This is a genomic window from Pseudomonas turukhanskensis, assembly GCF_027922365.1.
Classification (GTDB): Bacteria; Pseudomonadota; Gammaproteobacteria; order Pseudomonadales; family Pseudomonadaceae; genus Aquipseudomonas; species Aquipseudomonas turukhanskensis.
Window position 1 is genome coordinate 143,045 of the sequence record NZ_BSFN01000008.1, and the last position, 15,223, is coordinate 158,267.

The window sequence follows — 15,223 nt, forward strand, 5'->3', positions numbered from 1 at the left end:
CTATCCAGACGCTAGGTACCCCTGGAGTTAGGTGCGGTGGACTTGCCTGGAAGCCAGCCACGAGTGGATGCTGGAAACTCAATCCGGCCAACAACTTTCCCAATACCGTATCGCGGTGGATTCTTGGGTTTTCGCACCTTTGATAGGTCTATACCCTCTACCGGTCTGAGGTGACTTTGTCGGTCTGCACCAGAACGACCATCGCCGTAGACACTGATCGACTCTGTTGACTGATGCCCCATGATGTACGCCATGGTTTCCGGGCTTTCTCCGGACGCTTTCAGAATGGAGCCGATTTGGTGTCGAAAGCTCTTCAGTGTCGGAACTTGTTTGCGCCTCGACCATAGCGCCCGTGCCTCTCGACGAAATCGATCTCGAATCGCCGTGTTAGTGCGCGGACATTTCGACATCCGATGAGCGGCCCATTCAATCAATTTCAGAATCTTGGGCTTGTCGATCACCAGGGTGCGGTCAGCGCCACGATGTAACTCGGCGGACTTTTTACCACCGATGATTTGCACCAAGTTCCCTGTGACGGAGATCGTCCGCATCTCGCAGGGACGCACGCCTATCCAGTACGCGAGAACAAGCGATGCGGCCTCATCGAGATTAGCCCCGGCATGAAGGTGCTTGTACAGCGCTTTGAAGTCCTCGAAGGAGACTTTACGAATCTGTTTCAGCTTGGATTTTCGGGTCATCTTGCTATTAGGTGCAGTGACCGGATTGATCAGCGTTCTGATTGCAGCAGCTGTGTCGCTGTTGCCACGAGCGAGCTGATCGTTCATCAGCGAATTTTTGAGCGTGCTGAATGAGTTTGGGCGGTACTCGCCGGCGCAGGCAAGCAAAGCCGCGCAGATCTGCGCCGAATCTGGGGCATCTGACCCGCAGTGTTCGTGGTAAAAGTTGCGTGCTCTGGTTTGGTATTTCTTCAGCGTGTCTGGCTGCATCGTCGTCATCTCTTTTTGTTGTTTTGATGACAAAGCTAAGCCGCTTCGCGAATGGCGTTGTGTCAGTTCGGCCTACACTGAAATGCACTACGCCTTCGCTTCGTTTTTTCTCGTTCCGTCCGAACTGCCCCAACGCCCTCTTACTCACGCGACACGCCTCATCTGTATTCAGCGTGCGCCGTGAGCAAAAGCGCGCGCAAGCCTTTTGTCATCAAAATCAAAACGCAGCCAGCGCCATGGCGCTGAAAGGGCGAGCCCAGCAGCACGAAGCTGCTCATCGGCGATGTAGCGGAAATCGGAGTATTCAAAAATGCTGGTCAGTAGAGGGCGATTTGATTATATTAATTTTCGATAAATCATTGATTTAATTGAATTAATGTAAGAAGTATAACCGATAAAAGCAGTGCCAGTTTGGGCACGCTTTGCGCCATAAGTGGCACATGCTGTGCCGGCTTTGGCTGTTTTCGGTGCTACTTCAGGCACCGGCGTTGCCGCTTGCGGCACGAATAGTGTGTCGCAGGCTGCCAAGTGCGACATGAGGAGGGTATCGCAATCAGTGCTTGCGACATGGTCAGCGTGTCGCAGCGTAATTTTGCGACAGACTTGGGGTGTCGAATTTTCCACTTGCGATACTCGGCGCGTGTCGCAATCGCCTCATGCGACACGGCAGTCGTGTCGCAGATGGCGGGCCCAGACAAAGGCGAGTCAGGCGCTGGACGTCGAGAGCAGCGGAAAGTCCATGCCGGTGAGGATGCGAACGGATATCTAAGAGCGTGGTGGCGAAGGAGACGTTATTACTTCATGGCACAGCGTGGCCTTCTTCTGAATTGTGTCAGTGGAGGCGATCAGGCGTCGGATAGAGGCCCTGAGGAAGAAATTTCTGATAGTCCACCAGGGATTGGTACCCACCCGGGTGGAAAGAGGCGATGACGTAGAAGCTTCCCGTGTAGGTGTGCAGCACCCAAAACTCTCCCTCCAGTTCGATACGCAGGATGTCCGAGGTGCGAATCAGGCGCCCATCGGAAAATCGCCCCCCGAGAGGGTCAGCCCTGATATGCCGGTGCGTTACTCCCAGGCAGCAGCAAGCCGCGATAAGGGCATCGGTGAGATAGGCCGTGACCGGCTTGCTGAAAGAGTATGCTTGAGCCTTGCGCAGCTGCTGCATACCCTCTGGAGATACTGGGCGCATTGCTGCTTCTCACAGACCAATGATCAACTCCGGGTTGAAGCCCGTGTGCTCTCCGGGATGGCCACGCAGATTGCAGACGATGCGCGTGCCCAGGTGCTGACAGTCGACAGCAGTATGGCCGTGACCATATATCCAGGGCGCTACTCGTTCGCTGCCCAGTACGGACGACACCCGCTCCGGTAGACATCCCCGGCCTAATCCTTGGCTTAAATCAGGCATGCGATGGTGCCGGCATTGGCACGCTTGCGTGAGCCGGGACCCAGTAGCAGGTACACAGAATTGAGCGTCTTGAAATGAAATCCCTTACTGAACTGATGCAGTAGCGAGGACCTCACGAAGTCGCCCACATCCCATCGCCGCTCGCTGTCGAAAACTACCTGGTGCGCATAAATCAAGGCCGGCTGGCGTTGTGTTTTCTCCAGCGCGTGGCGTTGCGCATCGGTGGTCTCTATATCGAGCCACAGCCAGTCACGAACCAGGCAAAAATTTCCACACGGGAAGTTCTTTCGGGCATAGCTAAGCGCGTCTTCGTCTGACATGGAGCTGCCAGGCATGGGCACTCCCGATGCGTACAGCAGCTCTGTGATTTCTTTCAGTGATTTCATGGTTGATCGATCTACATCCCCTGAGGATGGCTTGTAACATTCCGGGTAGTAGCTGGGGCAGCTAGCTGCCCATTACCTCTCACTGCGTCTGCTGCATGCTGCAGGCCTGACGATGCTGCTGCTCCAAGTCGATGCCACAGAGCAGGGCGGCGAAGTCCGCATCAGGCAAATGCTGTTTGCGAACCTCAACAATGGATTTGATGATCGCATCGACACGCAGCGAAATCGGCATCTGACTCGGTGTCTTCGAGCGATCATGCTGATAGATGATCGAACTGAGAGAGGCGACTGCTGCACGTAGTTGGTGGTCTTGGGTCTCTTCAATTCCAAAACCGTTAACTCCCCGGAATTGGTTGGCCATCTGCTTGAGCAAATCCGGTCGATTAGCTGGATCGGCCTGTTGCGCTCGCCAGTTCAGAATTCGGCTCAGGACTACTGGCGCAGCAGCTGTTTTTGGCACTTGGGGCTGTTCCTCCACAGTCGGTGTTCCACCAAAGAAGTGAGTACGCAACTGGTCAAGGTGCCTCCGAACGGCTGGGGACACTTTGCGTGAACTCAAGCTCTTCAGCCAAAACTCGAACTCTGACTGTGGTAGACACAGCGCCCGTTTCATAAGCGGTTGGCCTGGCAGGGATACATCATGCTCGCGAGGGCTGTATCGGGGCGGATGCAGCTTGGCCGCTTGAGAGTGCCAGTTCAGCCCCATCGCTTCGCATATCGATCGCATTGGCCAGTAGCGCTCATTGTCGCTGTCGATCAGATAAGGAATCGTCAGCCCGTGGATTTTGATTTTGGATGTGCGCATCGGATTACTGAACCCCTTGGGTGGCTGGGTTCGGGGCAAGGGCTGTCGAGCGCTTAAATTGCGCGGCGATGAGTTCGTGCAGGGCATGGCTGGCCGGGGCACTGTTCATCAACTGCTGCATGACGCTGAGCACCTCGGGGCTGCTGGTCTGCGTCAGCGTAATGAGTTTGTTGGCGCTTGCCTCTACAGCATGGAAGCCATCCCTGAGCTGGGTGGCCTCCGCACGGCTCGCAGCGCTCAGTTGATCAAGAATCTGATCAATGAATGCTGGAATCAGTCGGGCTGGTAGGTAGTACAACGTGGATTTAGATTCAGCGTCCTCTTCGATCAGGAGCTCGCCTTCCCATGCCGTACCGGCAACCTGGGCCAAGTCGGTTGGTGCGCCGATTGAGGTGAGTAGAGCGTTCAGCTCCATATCGATTTGTAGCGTTTGCTTGTTTAGTGTGAGCTGAAGCTTCGGGCTTGGGGAGGAGAGTTGTGTCGCTGTGTTCATTGAGGTGTTCCTTGGTGAGGGGATAATCAAAATAATCTGAATATCTGTAAATCAGGTATCTGTAGATTAGATATACCCTCGTGTGCTGTCAAGCTGTGAGGTTGCCCCGTTGGAAAAGTCGGTGTATCGAGATGAGAACTTGGTTCTGCTCAGGCTGCTGAAGCAGTGCAGGGTGGAGGCTGGGTTGACCCAGTCGGAGTTTGCTCAGGCGCTTGAGCGTCCGCAGTCTTTCGCGAGCGATATCGAGCGGGGGTTGCGCCGGCTTGATCTTGTTCAGCTACGCGATATCTGCCTTGCACTGAATATCGGCTTGGTTGATTTTGTGCAGCGATTTGAAAATGAGCTTTCGGTTTCGAAAGGGGCAGGTGAGTAACACCTTCGCCCCTCTTGAAAATGGACACGTGGTTCGCACCGTGTGTGCTCCGAATATTGCTCTGGTGCTGGGCTCCAAGTGAGGGCTTGTCTTCGAGGTGCTCCCTGCCGTCTTTTTTAGGCGGTGCCTCGCTGCATGCTCTCCCATGCCGCTGAGTACAGTCCTGCTGCATCGCTGCACAGAAGTCGAATTGCTTGTATGCATGCACCTAATGGCTCGTCTGAAAGCTCATTCAAAATGGATGTGCCACTGAGCGCGCAGAGTAGGCCTAAGACAGCGTACTGTCGTTGCGTAGCTTCGTCATAGAGTTCGGCGGCTTGGGCATCGCTTCGATAGCCAAGCAGGCTGTCGTGCTCGGCGGCATGCAGCGGTGTAAAACCCGGGGATGAGTTGCTCTGGTGCATAGGGTGACCTCTAGAGTTTTAGAGGCCGCCATTACTCGCTACCAAACGAGAGGGTGGCGGCTGTATGCAGGTTGGTAGACCGAGACTCTAGGAACTCAGCGCGCCGAAGCGCCCCGCATACAGCCACCATAACAAGTTGCTTCATGGTGCTAGTGATCCTGGAGTCTGGTTTGTTGACCCGCCCATTCACACTATTCAGCTCTCAGTGGCTGTGCAAGACCCTACATTACGGTATCTGGACGAAAAAGGTCTTCACCATGAATGCTCTTCAAGATGGCTAAAAAGTCGGCTTGCGATGTTGTCGCATAAAGAAAATGCATCGCATGGCGGTCTTAGTTTTGCGTATTTCCCGACGAACGGTACTTTAGTTCGTGCTGGCTTTTTCTAACCAGCAGGTCATCGGGTGTCAAATCCCTACCCCAATCCTACCCCGAGCCAGATTTCAGGCACAAAAAAGGGCTACGCTTTCACGTAACCCTTTGATTTGTATGGTGCCGGCACCAGGAATCGAAATAAATTCATGTAGGCCTCGTATTTACTCAAATTATTCGTCTCGATTTTTTCAATAGGTACTCAAAAGGGTACTCGATGGATTTCCTTTAGTAATGCCTATAGCGCGATCATTTTGGCGCTGGCAAATAGGGTCACGCTATAGGTAGCCAGCATCAACAAAACGCCTATCCCTTGAATGTTCACGACTCTCGCGAAATCGCTGTCGTTGTAGACGGCGGCGACTACAGGCCTATGCCCATGGGCAGCGTTTAGCTCTTTGAACATTATCTTCGCCGCCATAGGCCAGAAGCCTGCATTCATGACAAACCACGCCCCTGCTGCCAGTCCAAAAGGGACCAAGAACAACCCAAGCCAGACTTGACCGGCAACATCCCCGCTGAATAGCTGGCTGAAAAAGCCGAAAATGTCGACAACAATGGCCGCCAATGCTCCTAGCAGTGAACCTTGCGCAACCGCATATCCTCCCGAAGCTGACTTAACGGCTATGAAATCAACGCCGATGGTGTGGTAGCCCTTGTACATAATGGCGATGGACAAGACTAAGAGCGCGAAGTTGATGCAGGCTGGAGCCATGCTGACGGTAGAGCCGGACGCCAGCGAGATTTTTGCGTGGCGGAAGCAAAACAGACCGCGCACACCAAACAATGCGAGTCCAGCTATGCCAAGCAAAAGTGCTTTGTAAGGAACCGCACCGCTAAGCGCCATGCCGGGATGGAAAGTAGGGGCGGCGAACTCACGTATTAAAGAGCTCAACATGAGTAGCCAGATGAAGGCAAAAATTGCCGTCTTGGCCAAACCCCAGGCTTCAAATCCCCACCATCCGGCAAATTTTCGGCTGTAGTAGAACTTATAATCACGCCCAAATTTCGCCAGCCCGATTCCGGCATCCTGCGCCGAGATTAAGCCTAGGCGACCTGCACTGAGTAGTCCCTTACCTGGCAGCCACGGAACAGCCAACATTTGATCAGCCGGCGTTACCAACGCCTCGTGATACGCGCGGTCCAACTCTTGATTGCACGCTTTATAAAACTTCCCCATCGCTACCTCTCCTGGTGTGTCGCACTGTCAGTGCGGTGTTAAGCCAAGCTAAATAATTTCACGCATGCGATGCGAAAACGGTCAGAGCCATTTGAGGCGCAAGTGCCAATCGCCTAGGGCGTTGTGATGTCGGTCGAGCTTTCACGGGCGACGCGTTGTACCGTCCGAGTGCTGCAGTTGAGGCGGCGGGCAATTTCTCCCACTGGGATTTTTTCGCTGAGCAATTTACGAATTTCGGTCTTGTCGCGCGCCGGTCTCCCTCGATAAACGCCGCGCTGTTTCGCCTGCTCGATCCCTTCTTTCTGTCGCTCTCGAATCAATGCTCGTTCGAATTCGGCAACCGCACCAAGCATGGTCAACATGAAGCGTCCTGCGCTTCCCAACTCCGCGCCAAACTCCAGTCCCTCTTTGTGGAAGCGAAGAGTGACGCCTTTGGCTTGGAAGCTTTCGACCAGCTCTAGGAGGTGGCGCGTATTCCTTGCCAGCCGATCTATCGAGTGGACATGCACACAGTCGCCCTTACGCACGAATCTGCACATTTCTTCTAGGGCCGGTCGCGTCACAGTACTGCCAGAGCATTTGTCTTCGAACTCAAAATCGAACTGGATGCCAGTATCGGAAAGTTGGCGATCTGTACGTTGCTCGAGGGTGCTAACCCTTCGGTAGGCGATTTGCTGATTCATGGTCATGTTTGCGACATTTGGGTGGTGACAATAATAGTGCATGCGACTAAAATAAAAACAGACCCTGTTGTCATATTTTTGAACCTCTAATTATTGCGACAGGAGGGTATACCCTTTTGTCGCTAGGTGATTCCGGTGTCGGAGCGAGCCTTTTTATTTAGTGCAGAGAAGTGTTCTTTAGTCCGAGAGGCTTTTGACGCTAGTCAGGTTCGCTCTCAGGACTCGATCGCAGATTTTAGGGCAATGTCAGCGTCATCAGATTCGTATCATTTCTGTAATTGGGTTGAGGTGGAGCAGGTCGCCGCTATGTTTTGGGGAGATTGCGCAATTGCGTGGCTCGACCACCCGATGCAGAAGCTTGAAGGACGCTCAGTTCGGCAAGCGTTCCATTCCGGCGACAAAGGCCCAGTGACCGAACTGATTCATCAATTACTGGCCGGGTACGTTTTCTAGTTTGTAGGCGCCTTCTCTTTCTTTAAGTGGGCGGGAGTCCTTTTAGTGGTTCGCGCTAGGACTGCTGGTCCCTGCCCAAGGTTTATAGACTTTTGAAAAACATCATCCGGGGATGGCACGGTGAAACCAGTCGATATGGGAGCTCAGCAAACACTTACCTGGTTGGACATACCTATCGAGGCGCTACTCCTCCCAGAACTCGAGTCGCTCGGGAAATGGGCGCGCATGGTCCATGAACAGCTTATTAACAATGATCTATCGCGGCTGAAGAAGCTTGCTGAGCGCGGTACTTTGCGGCGCTTCTTACTCGCCGAAGAGATGCGATTGGCTGAGTTAGCGTGTGATCTCGAAGAAAGCTGGAAGCGTGAAAATCCCGCCCCGCTTACATTTGGATATTTTGATTTGGCCGCTTGGCACAACCACGCTAAGTCTTACGCTACTGAAATGGTGTTGGAGCAGATATCCGAGATGTTTGAGGCATCGAAACAGGTCTTCTAGCGGCTTTTTGGTGCTCCTCAGTGCCTGGGCTTGATCCTTTCGTTTCGGAGTTCGAAAGCTCAAATGGTCGGCGCGCTGATTTTTAGACTGTTTGTTAGCAGGGAGAGTAAGTGTGAATCTTAATTGGCGAAATTCTGATAAGACCTACGCCGCGTGCCCGGTCCTGACCGATTGCGACGTAGCGGGTTATGTTAAGAATGGATCGCTTCCGGCGGACCGCCATTATCTTGAGGTGCCTGCGATGAAGGTCGTTCGGAATCGCGGCTTTTGGCTCAAGCCGTCTTATCGCTGCCATGCCGATGCCACGGTTTTTTTGGTGTCCACTGATGCCTATGAAATGAATTCCGACGCGCTTGAAGGTATGAGAGGGGGCGTTTACTGCTTCTTCAGCGAAAAGTCCGGCGTCCACTATCTGGGAAGGGTCAATCGTCAGTCTTCAGGCGGAGTTCTTCTATCTTTAATCGAGGGTCTCCATGATCCGCTGGTCTTACACGACCTGAACTATTTGGGCCGAGTTATAGCTGCCGCCTAGTCGAGAGCTTTGGGAAATACCGACGCTTTGGAGCAAGGTCCCTGTTGCTGTTAAGATCATTCTGTCGCTGTATGTTCATACAGCGGATGGCGCCGGATGCATTGAGCCGTATTGTCCGCCCCAAGTTGCCTGCCAAGACTCTAGACCTGCGTACGGGCGAGCCAATGACTAAACCTGAAGATTACATTTCACTGGAGTCTGCAATTGCCGCGCTAAGGCGTGACTCGCCCGAAGTTTTGAAAGCTATGGCGATGGCTATCAAATCGTTTTCTGCTAGTAACCTGGTACCTCAGAGCGTCGTCGAGGGGGTGGAGTACGGGAGACAAATTCCCAATTTCGCCATCACTCATGGTCAATTGGGCGCATACCTTGACTTAGCGGTTACAAAGCACGCCTCGGTTCTCATCGAGACTCAGGTAGGAGTCGTGCAGTCTCATCACGTGAAAGTGAATCGAGAGTGGTTGTCCATCCAGCGCGAGCAAGCAATGCGAGTCCCGGACGTCGCGAGGGCGATAGCCCGGCGATTCTCTGGCTCAAAGGGCGCGACGGTCACGCCGATGTTCCCGGAGCTCGAAGATCAGGATCCTCGGGAAGCCTTATCTGAACTGCGTAAAGTAAAGGTTCGCTTAGAAAGAAACCGTGAGATCCCAGCGGATGATGCTAGGGACCTGGAGCTTGACCAAATACGACATCTATTAGCGGCCAGTGACGCAAAAGGCCTTGCGGTTACCAAAGAAAACGCCAGCCTAGTCATGACGGTTAAGACGCTCACGTTGGAGAATGACCGATTAAGAAAGGTTAGGTCCGAGAGTCCTGTTTCTTCCTCGTTAATGAAGTCAAAACCGATATCGAATGTGGAAGTTCGTAACGCGGCGATACGGCGAGCGAGGGAGAGTGTTGCAGACGTTGCCAGGGCACTATGGAGCTACCCCGATTTTGCAAATTGTAGGACTGGGGAGATGGCCCCAATAGTCCGCCGCTCTGTTGATCCGAACCTCCTTGTGTTCCTGCCAAAGACCGACGTTACCTTAGCCAGATGGCTGACTAAGGATTCAGCACCGCCTTCAGCGAAGCGAAAAGGGCGTCCAGCTAAAATTGCCCCCAAGAAATAAACTACACGGACGACCGGATATTCAGTTTTCCGGCCCCGGCTGGCGATTTTAACCTTCGATTCCCCCTGCGAGCATTGTCATCGTCGATCACCAAATACGACCTTGGAGGCGTAGACGATGACAACCAAAATCCTCAAGCACGACTATCACGGGCGCTGCGTTAGTTTTGATACGGACGGGTGGCTGAACGCATCGAATGCTGCTTCGTTGTTTGGAAAGGTTGCGGCGGATTGGCTGGAGCTCGATCTAACCAAGGAATACATCGGGCGCATGGCTATGCGTGCAGAAAGCAAAGTCGCTGGCAGTTCGCTCATTCCGCTTGTATCCACCCGCATCAGCAGAGGCTCCACTCGTGAAATTTGGCTTCATCCCAAGCTGGCAATCAAATTTGCCCGCTGGCTTTCGGTTGATTTCGAAATGTGGTGCGACGAGCAGCTTGAGGCCTTGGTGTTGGGAGAAGTGGCTGCTCAGTTAGCTGCACGTCGGCATGCTGCAATGAGTTTTCGGAGTGTGTGCGAAGCGTTGTCGCTGACTCACGAGGCGATTGGTAAAACGACCAAACCCCATCACTACATGAATGAAGCAAGGCTGATTAACGAAGTCCTTACAGGTGCATTCGCCGGTCGAAATCGCGATTGCCTTACGCTCGTAGAGCTCGAGCTTGTGATGCTCGTGGAAAATCGGGACATGTTGCTGCTTGGGCAAGGTAAGGACTATCAGGCCCGCAAGGCTGCTCTTTCCTCATATGTGAAGCAGTTGCGTTCGAATCATGCTTCGTTAGGTAGCCAATAGCCCCCAGATACAAGGAAGTGTATTCAGCCTCCTGCAATGGAAGCTAGACCACGTCATGTCCCGCCAACCAGTGTCGATCGAAGCCATTTACCGCAACCGTAGCCAAATACAGCCAAGTAACGCCATACGCGGCCAAAACAAGCCAAAACAAGCCAAATAAAGCCAAATAAAGCCAAATAAAGCCAAATAAAGCCAATTTTAGCCATTTTTGTGGGGTTTTGGGGCGGGAGAATTGAATCTGAAGCTCGTGTTTGGCTTTGTATCAGGTGTCGGACGTCATCAAAAAGAGGTCTGTATCACGTCCCGGACGCGCTGTGTGTATCAGGTGTCGGACGTGGTTCTGACGTCGCAATTCTAATAGGGGTAGGTTTTTTAGGGTGATACAAGACCGCCACGTATCTGCGACGTAAACCTAATCGCTCAATACCGCACCTTTCGGTAAACGCATGGGCTTCACTGCCGGGGCTGGCCCACTCTGATCAAGCTGCTACTCAACCGTGATGCAGCGAGCGCGAAAGGAATGAACGCTCTGCGATTGGGGCACCTCAGCAGGAAGCCCAGGTTGGATGCTTCCCTGCGTACCGGCTGCGATCCGTCGATGGAAACAGGCAGCTTTCGGCCCAGAGTGTGTAAAAACACTTTGTTATCGGGCCTGCTTCAGTCCATTGCTCCAGGGCGTGGCGATTTCCCGATTAGTTACTACGATCAGCGCGGGTAACGCTTCAGAGCGCGTATGACGCGCTTTGGCACCTCTTGAGGCAGTAAAAGCTGGGCTTTTATGCCGCCATCGCCTTCAACAAACCTTCGGTGCCGATGATTTTCATCACCCGCTTCAAGTTGTAGGCGAGCACATTCAAGCTCATTTCTGCGCTCACCCCGTTCAGTTTTCGAGTCAGGAAGTGCGTTGCCCCCATCCATTGTTTGAGCGTCCCGAAGGGATGCTCAACCGTCCGTTTTCGAACCCGCATCATCTCCGGCTCATGGTTCAACCGACGTTGCATGTCCTCCAGCACAGCTTCATGTTCCCAGCGCCTTACTCGACGATTTGTGCTTGGCGTGCACTGAGTTTTCAGCGTGCAACTCTGGCACTTCGAACTCCAGTAGCAGTGCATATTCATGCCTTTCTCAACGCTGGAGAATCGCCAAATCAGTGCCTCACCAGCTGGGCACGTGTATTCGTTTTTCGTTGCGTCATAAACGAAGGCATCTTTGTTGAATCGCCCATCTGCCTTGGCGTTTGAGGTCATAGGCTTTGGCACGTAGGCACTGATATTGGCGTTGTGACAGGCCAGGATTTCTTCACCTTTAAAGTAGCCCCGATCAGCCACGACCGATAACGTTTCTGAGCCGATGGCTTCCCGCGCCAGCTTCGCCATGGAGCTGAGTTGGTCGCGGTCAGAACCGACGTTTGTGACCTCGTGAGCGACGATCAAATGGTGCTGGGTGTCGACCGCTGTTTGCACGTTGTAGCCGACGATCCCGTTGCCACGCGTCATCATCGAACGGGCATCTGGATCGGTCAGCGAGACCTGCTTGTCAGGCGAATCGTTAAGCTGAGCTTCGATCAGCTGAAGCTCTTTCATTTGAGTTTTAAGCTTCTCGATTTTCTCTGCGAGGCGCGTAGCGTCTGGCTCTGAGGCAGTTGGAACTTGCCGATCAGCCGCATCAAGTGCAGCCAGGTAACGGCTGATGCTCGACTCAATTTCTTCCATCCGCCGCTTGAGTTTGGCGCTGGTGAAGTTGCGGTCACGGTTGTTAACCGCCTTGAATTTACTGCCGTCGATGGCGACCAGGTTTTCGCTAAACAACCCTAACTGCTGGCAGAGCACAACGAACTGGCGGCACACGCCGCGAATGGCCTTGCTGTTGTCTTTTCGGAAGTTCGCGATGGTTTTGAAGTCGGGCATGAGCCGTCCGGTTAGCCACATCAGTTCGACGTTGCGTTGGGCTTCTCGCTCAAGCCGTCGACTCGATTGGATGCGGTTGAGATAACCGTAGATATAAATCTTCAGCAGGATCGCTGGGTGGTAAGCAGGTCTGCCGGTTTCGGCTGGAATGACGCCATCAAAACCCAACGTAGCGAGGTCAAGTTCATCGACGAAGACATCGACCACGCGTACCGGATTGGTTTCGCTGACGTAGTCGTCGAGGCTTTCGGGAAGCAAGGTGCTCTGACCTCGGTGCTCACCTTGGATAAACCTTTTCATGGGCTTCCCTCGCGATGAATTTCTCAGAAATCATAGCAAGGGTTTGTCCGAGCGTTTTTACACACTCTGGGCCAATAGCGGACATTCGTGGCCGGCAGCAATCAACCAAAGGCGCACGTCCTGATGCACACAGACGAAGCATGTTGGTGAAACTGGCTTTATAAAGGGCGCGGATGATGCGTTATACAAAGCCAAGAACAGGGGAAGAAATAATGTCTTCCCATCCCCCGGGGACTTTTCGCAAACGCAGCGATCAACTGTCCCCGGTTAATAGGAGCGCGCGTGGGACATTTCCATCCAAGACTCACGTTCACCCCTAGGGGTCTGACGATCACTCCTCACGGCGTAGAGGATTTTGAAAAGGCCAGGTTCGCCCTAAGCACGTCTGCGCTTTAAGCACTTCGGATGCTGCGGCTATATATCGTTCGGTCAAGCGAACGTAACGGACGTACGCGATATTGGTAAAAGGGTGGTTTCTGCGTAAAAAAGCATCCATTTCATCACTGGCCGCTTTTCTAGCTTGGATTAGCTGGTCAACCGTCTTATTTGCCGTCATCGACGTCTCCCAAGTAGCGATTTGAACATCCAATGGGAAGGGCTTAGGTCTACGACCGCCGGCGATGACGCTTGTTTCAGCGAAACGGAAGGCTGGTATTCATTCGCCCCTGACATTCCGAAAAAATCAGCGATGGGTAGCTCTAAGGGGAAAATGGGTATGCTTCAGCGGAGCGGCTGTCCTATCCTTTAAGCGTTCCGGACTATGACGAGGGGGTGGAAGTGGCCAGAATGAGTTTTCCGTACGCATGCGCTCGGCTAAGGGAATACTTCCTTCCCCTGGGATTTGAGGCCGTCCTCGATACCCCGTCCTTGATGACCGCGCGTGTGTTTGACTCCGACACGGGGGAGACGCTCGCAGCTGTTGCCGGTTTGCCTTGGGGCCCGGTGACAACGAATGTTGATCTTGTGGGAATCATCGGAGCCATGGAGGAAGAAATGCGTATTCGCGAGCTGGTACACGAGCCGAGTAGCGCGCGTTTGGCTGACAAGGGTTGAAAACTTGCTTGGGCGGAGCAATCGAGGCGAGGCACGAGCGTGATGTTCAGAACGCTACCTTTTGGGCGCCTGAGGAGAACCGAGCGGCCTCACTTATAAGATCTCAAGTCTCATTTCATCAAAAAGCGCTTCAATTCCATGGTGGGGAAGCCGCTGATCCTGCTCCAAGAGCTCGTGATCAATGAGTGCGAACTTCACCGCAGCGATGTTTGGCAAAAGGTTGCTCGGCACTGTGAACGTTTTGGTAACGCCGTTTCGTTTGTACGTGATCAGCGATTCCATATAAGTCTCCATTTCCAGGCCGCCGCTGGATCCCTTCTGCTGCGAAAGGCCTGCCTCTGTCCAGCACTTCTCTCCATTTTGTTAAGTCCTGCACTTTCGCGTGTCTCCCGTACCTCCGTTTCACTATCGGTGTATTGAGCTGGCTGCTCCCTCGCGCTTGCCAGCGCGCGAAGTATGACCTTCAACGGCCCGGCAGGATTTCCGAGACACATTTCCGAGACCACTGTCACTAAGGTACTAGGATGGCCGTCTGGAGAGGGATTATGTGCGAGGGAGTAGAAGTAATTAAAGCCGGAAAACTAGCCAAGGTGAACTTCGTTTCGCCCGTCGCGCTTGCCCCGGTACTGGTTGAGGGCGCGTGTACAGAGGAATGGATTCACTGGGGACGACGTAAGAAAGAGCCCGGTACGACTCCGATAGGTGGCTGGGCTCGAGCTACCACCATTCAACTTGGTGACTGGGATTCTTTGGAGCCAGTGACCGGTTGGATTTTAGCCGAGCGATTTAACCAAGCCGTGGGCGGATCCAACCTTCAAGGACGCCGCTTGTCAAAGTGGCATGACATTCCGAACGGTAGCGGGATTCGATGCATCGTCGTGGGGGCTGGCGACCAGCGATGTTTCTACGTCGTCACGACTACCACACCAGGGAATACACCGGCATCCCGGGACGGTGGCCCATTGTTGAATCTATTGGAAGACGGGGCGCTGTCGCGGCGCTGGAGTAAGCATTTCTGGCGCAGTGGAGACCGCGGGCATCACGGTTTTGATTGTTGCCGTCGGTCTAGGGTGTGAAACTCGCCCTGTGTTTATAGGCCAACAGCTTTGACGCCCTTGGAAAAAACCGCGATGCCTAGCAAGATCTTGGTCGTTGAGGATGACGATACGCTGCGGTATCTAATAGCCGATGCTATGTCGCTACTAGACCTAGAAGTTACATGCTGCGGTACTGCCGACGAGGCCATTGCCCTTCTAGAGAATGCGAGCCCGTTCGCCTTAGTCATGACAGATATTCGTATGCCTGGGCATTTGAACGGCTGGGATCTCATGAACCTCATTCAATTACGTTGGCCTTCACTGCCAATAATCGTGTCTTCTGGGCACCGGCGGGTTCGTTCTTCGGAGCTGCCGCCGAAAGTGGTTTTTTTGGCTAAGCCCTGGGACTTAAACCGCCTACTTTCCGCAGTGGAAAACGCTTTGTCCCAGCAGGCGAAAGTAGGGTGAAGGACGTCTTCAGGCTCCGCG

At 53.5% G+C, this 15,223-nt stretch carries 17 protein-coding genes; 7 read left to right on the forward strand and 10 right to left on the reverse strand.

The features are described from left to right. Positions 1 to 11: 11 nt before the first annotated feature. The 6 genes from PKE98_RS15315 to PKE98_RS15340 all read right to left on the reverse strand — a co-directional run bounded on the left by PKE98_RS15315 (position 12) and on the right by PKE98_RS15340 (position 4,039). Positions 12 to 947 (reverse strand): site-specific integrase, encoded by a 936-nt coding sequence (locus PKE98_RS15315; protein WP_271196174.1) that lies wholly within the window; start codon positions 945 to 947, stop codon positions 12 to 14. Between the two features lie 832 nt (positions 948 to 1,779). Continuing rightward, positions 1,780 to 2,112 carry a hypothetical protein gene (locus tag PKE98_RS15320; protein ID WP_271196175.1) on the reverse strand — a complete coding sequence of 111 codons (333 nt, stop codon included), beginning with the start codon at positions 2,110 to 2,112 and terminating at the stop codon, positions 1,780 to 1,782. 33 nt (positions 2,113 to 2,145) lie between these two features. Beyond that, entirely contained in the window at positions 2,146 to 2,355 is a 210-nt protein-coding gene (locus PKE98_RS15325) for a hypothetical protein (RefSeq protein WP_271196176.1), read from the reverse strand. Continuing rightward, the gene (locus PKE98_RS15330) at positions 2,343 to 2,741 is read right to left on the reverse strand and encodes a DUF6957 family protein (protein ID WP_271196177.1); all 399 of its coding nucleotides are present in this window, start codon (positions 2,739 to 2,741) and stop codon (positions 2,343 to 2,345) included. Before PKE98_RS15330 ends, PKE98_RS15325 begins: the two co-directional genes overlap by 13 nt. A gap of 79 nt (positions 2,742 to 2,820) precedes the next feature. Next, positions 2,821 to 3,546 (reverse strand): phage antirepressor N-terminal domain-containing protein, encoded by a 726-nt coding sequence (locus PKE98_RS15335; RefSeq protein ID WP_271196178.1) that lies wholly within the window; start codon positions 3,544 to 3,546, stop codon positions 2,821 to 2,823. A gap of 4 nt (positions 3,547 to 3,550) precedes the next feature. Continuing rightward, positions 3,551 to 4,039 carry a hypothetical protein gene (locus tag PKE98_RS15340; protein ID WP_271196179.1) on the reverse strand — a complete coding sequence of 163 codons (489 nt, stop codon included), beginning with the start codon at positions 4,037 to 4,039 and terminating at the stop codon, positions 3,551 to 3,553. A gap of 109 nt (positions 4,040 to 4,148) precedes the next feature. On the opposite strand from PKE98_RS15340, the gene PKE98_RS15345 reads away from it, so the two are divergent. Beyond that, complete coding sequence (locus PKE98_RS15345; RefSeq protein WP_271196180.1) at positions 4,149 to 4,412, forward strand: helix-turn-helix domain-containing protein; 264 nt, start codon at positions 4,149 to 4,151, stop codon at positions 4,410 to 4,412. A 1,013-nt stretch (positions 4,413 to 5,425) separates the two neighbouring features. Here the strand turns inward: PKE98_RS15345 and PKE98_RS15350 are convergent. Together PKE98_RS15350 and PKE98_RS15355 are read right to left on the reverse strand one after the other, a co-directional pair. Next, positions 5,426 to 6,367, reverse strand: a complete 942-nt coding sequence (locus tag PKE98_RS15350; RefSeq protein WP_271196181.1) for a hypothetical protein — start codon at positions 6,365 to 6,367, stop codon at positions 5,426 to 5,428. 113 nt (positions 6,368 to 6,480) lie between these two features. Then, the gene (locus PKE98_RS15355; protein ID WP_271196182.1) at positions 6,481 to 7,056 is read right to left on the reverse strand and encodes a recombinase family protein; all 576 of its coding nucleotides are present in this window, start codon (positions 7,054 to 7,056) and stop codon (positions 6,481 to 6,483) included. Positions 7,057 to 7,623: 567 nt separating this feature from the next. Between PKE98_RS15355 and PKE98_RS15360 the strand changes: the two genes are divergently transcribed. The 4 genes from PKE98_RS15360 (at position 7,624) to PKE98_RS15375 (ending at position 10,437) form a co-directional block, all read left to right on the forward strand. Then, complete coding sequence (locus tag PKE98_RS15360; RefSeq protein WP_271196183.1) at positions 7,624 to 8,001, forward strand: hypothetical protein; 378 nt, start codon at positions 7,624 to 7,626, stop codon at positions 7,999 to 8,001. A 112-nt stretch (positions 8,002 to 8,113) separates the two neighbouring features. Continuing rightward, the gene (locus tag PKE98_RS15365) at positions 8,114 to 8,533 is read left to right on the forward strand and encodes a hypothetical protein (RefSeq protein ID WP_271196184.1); all 420 of its coding nucleotides are present in this window, start codon (positions 8,114 to 8,116) and stop codon (positions 8,531 to 8,533) included. 164 nt (positions 8,534 to 8,697) lie between these two features. After that, complete coding sequence (locus tag PKE98_RS15370; protein ID WP_271196185.1) at positions 8,698 to 9,645, forward strand: hypothetical protein; 948 nt, start codon at positions 8,698 to 8,700, stop codon at positions 9,643 to 9,645. 117 nt (positions 9,646 to 9,762) lie between these two features. Beyond that, positions 9,763 to 10,437 carry a KilA-N domain-containing protein gene (locus tag PKE98_RS15375; RefSeq protein WP_271196186.1) on the forward strand — a complete coding sequence of 225 codons (675 nt, stop codon included), beginning with the start codon at positions 9,763 to 9,765 and terminating at the stop codon, positions 10,435 to 10,437. A gap of 776 nt (positions 10,438 to 11,213) precedes the next feature. Here the strand turns inward: PKE98_RS15375 and PKE98_RS15380 are convergent. After that, positions 11,214 to 12,644, reverse strand: a complete 1,431-nt coding sequence (locus tag PKE98_RS15380; RefSeq protein WP_271196187.1) for an IS1182 family transposase — start codon at positions 12,642 to 12,644, stop codon at positions 11,214 to 11,216. 786 nt (positions 12,645 to 13,430) lie between these two features. Here PKE98_RS15380 and PKE98_RS27145 point away from each other — a divergent pair. Continuing rightward, on the forward strand, positions 13,431 to 13,697 hold the full coding sequence (locus PKE98_RS27145; protein WP_373877865.1) for a DUF1652 domain-containing protein: 267 nt from the start codon (positions 13,431 to 13,433) through the stop codon (positions 13,695 to 13,697). Positions 13,698 to 13,790: 93 nt separating this feature from the next. On the opposite strand, the gene PKE98_RS15385 is transcribed toward PKE98_RS27145, so the two are convergent. Continuing rightward, complete coding sequence (locus PKE98_RS15385) at positions 13,791 to 13,979, reverse strand: hypothetical protein (protein ID WP_271196188.1); 189 nt, start codon at positions 13,977 to 13,979, stop codon at positions 13,791 to 13,793. 848 nt (positions 13,980 to 14,827) lie between these two features. On the opposite strand from PKE98_RS15385, the gene PKE98_RS27150 reads away from it, so the two are divergent. Beyond that, on the forward strand, positions 14,828 to 15,202 hold the full coding sequence (locus PKE98_RS27150; RefSeq protein ID WP_373877866.1) for a response regulator: 375 nt from the start codon (positions 14,828 to 14,830) through the stop codon (positions 15,200 to 15,202). The last annotated feature ends 21 nt before the right edge of the window (positions 15,203 to 15,223 follow it).

What these genes read in the sequence shown, in the direction of transcription:
- PKE98_RS15335 (WP_271196178.1), bottom strand. Translation starts at nt 3,546, where the DNA reads ATGCGCACATCCAAAATCAAAATCCACGGGCTGACGATTCCTTATCTG.
- PKE98_RS15370 (WP_271196185.1), top strand. Translation starts at nt 8,698, where the DNA reads ATGACTAAACCTGAAGATTACATTTCACTGGAGTCTGCAATTGCCGCG.
- PKE98_RS15315 (WP_271196174.1), bottom strand. Translation starts at nt 947, where the DNA reads ATGCAGCCAGACACGCTGAAGAAATACCAAACCAGAGCACGCAACTTT.
- PKE98_RS15350 (WP_271196181.1), bottom strand. Translation starts at nt 6,367, where the DNA reads ATGGGGAAGTTTTATAAAGCGTGCAATCAAGAGTTGGACCGCGCGTAT.
- PKE98_RS15325 (WP_271196176.1), bottom strand. Translation starts at nt 2,355, where the DNA reads ATGCCTGATTTAAGCCAAGGATTAGGCCGGGGATGTCTACCGGAGCGG.
- PKE98_RS15355 (WP_271196182.1), bottom strand. Translation starts at nt 7,056, where the DNA reads ATGACCATGAATCAGCAAATCGCCTACCGAAGGGTTAGCACCCTCGAG.
- PKE98_RS27145 (WP_373877865.1), top strand. Translation starts at nt 13,431, where the DNA reads ATGAGTTTTCCGTACGCATGCGCTCGGCTAAGGGAATACTTCCTTCCC.
- PKE98_RS27150 (WP_373877866.1), top strand. Translation starts at nt 14,828, where the DNA reads ATGCCTAGCAAGATCTTGGTCGTTGAGGATGACGATACGCTGCGGTAT.
- PKE98_RS15330 (WP_271196177.1), bottom strand. Translation starts at nt 2,741, where the DNA reads ATGAAATCACTGAAAGAAATCACAGAGCTGCTGTACGCATCGGGAGTG.
- PKE98_RS15375 (WP_271196186.1), top strand. Translation starts at nt 9,763, where the DNA reads ATGACAACCAAAATCCTCAAGCACGACTATCACGGGCGCTGCGTTAGT.
- PKE98_RS15340 (WP_271196179.1), bottom strand. Translation starts at nt 4,039, where the DNA reads ATGAACACAGCGACACAACTCTCCTCCCCAAGCCCGAAGCTTCAGCTC.
- PKE98_RS15380 (WP_271196187.1), bottom strand. Translation starts at nt 12,644, where the DNA reads ATGAAAAGGTTTATCCAAGGTGAGCACCGAGGTCAGAGCACCTTGCTT.
- PKE98_RS15320 (WP_271196175.1), bottom strand. Translation starts at nt 2,112, where the DNA reads ATGCAGCAGCTGCGCAAGGCTCAAGCATACTCTTTCAGCAAGCCGGTC.
- PKE98_RS15385 (WP_271196188.1), bottom strand. Translation starts at nt 13,979, where the DNA reads ATGGAATCGCTGATCACGTACAAACGAAACGGCGTTACCAAAACGTTC.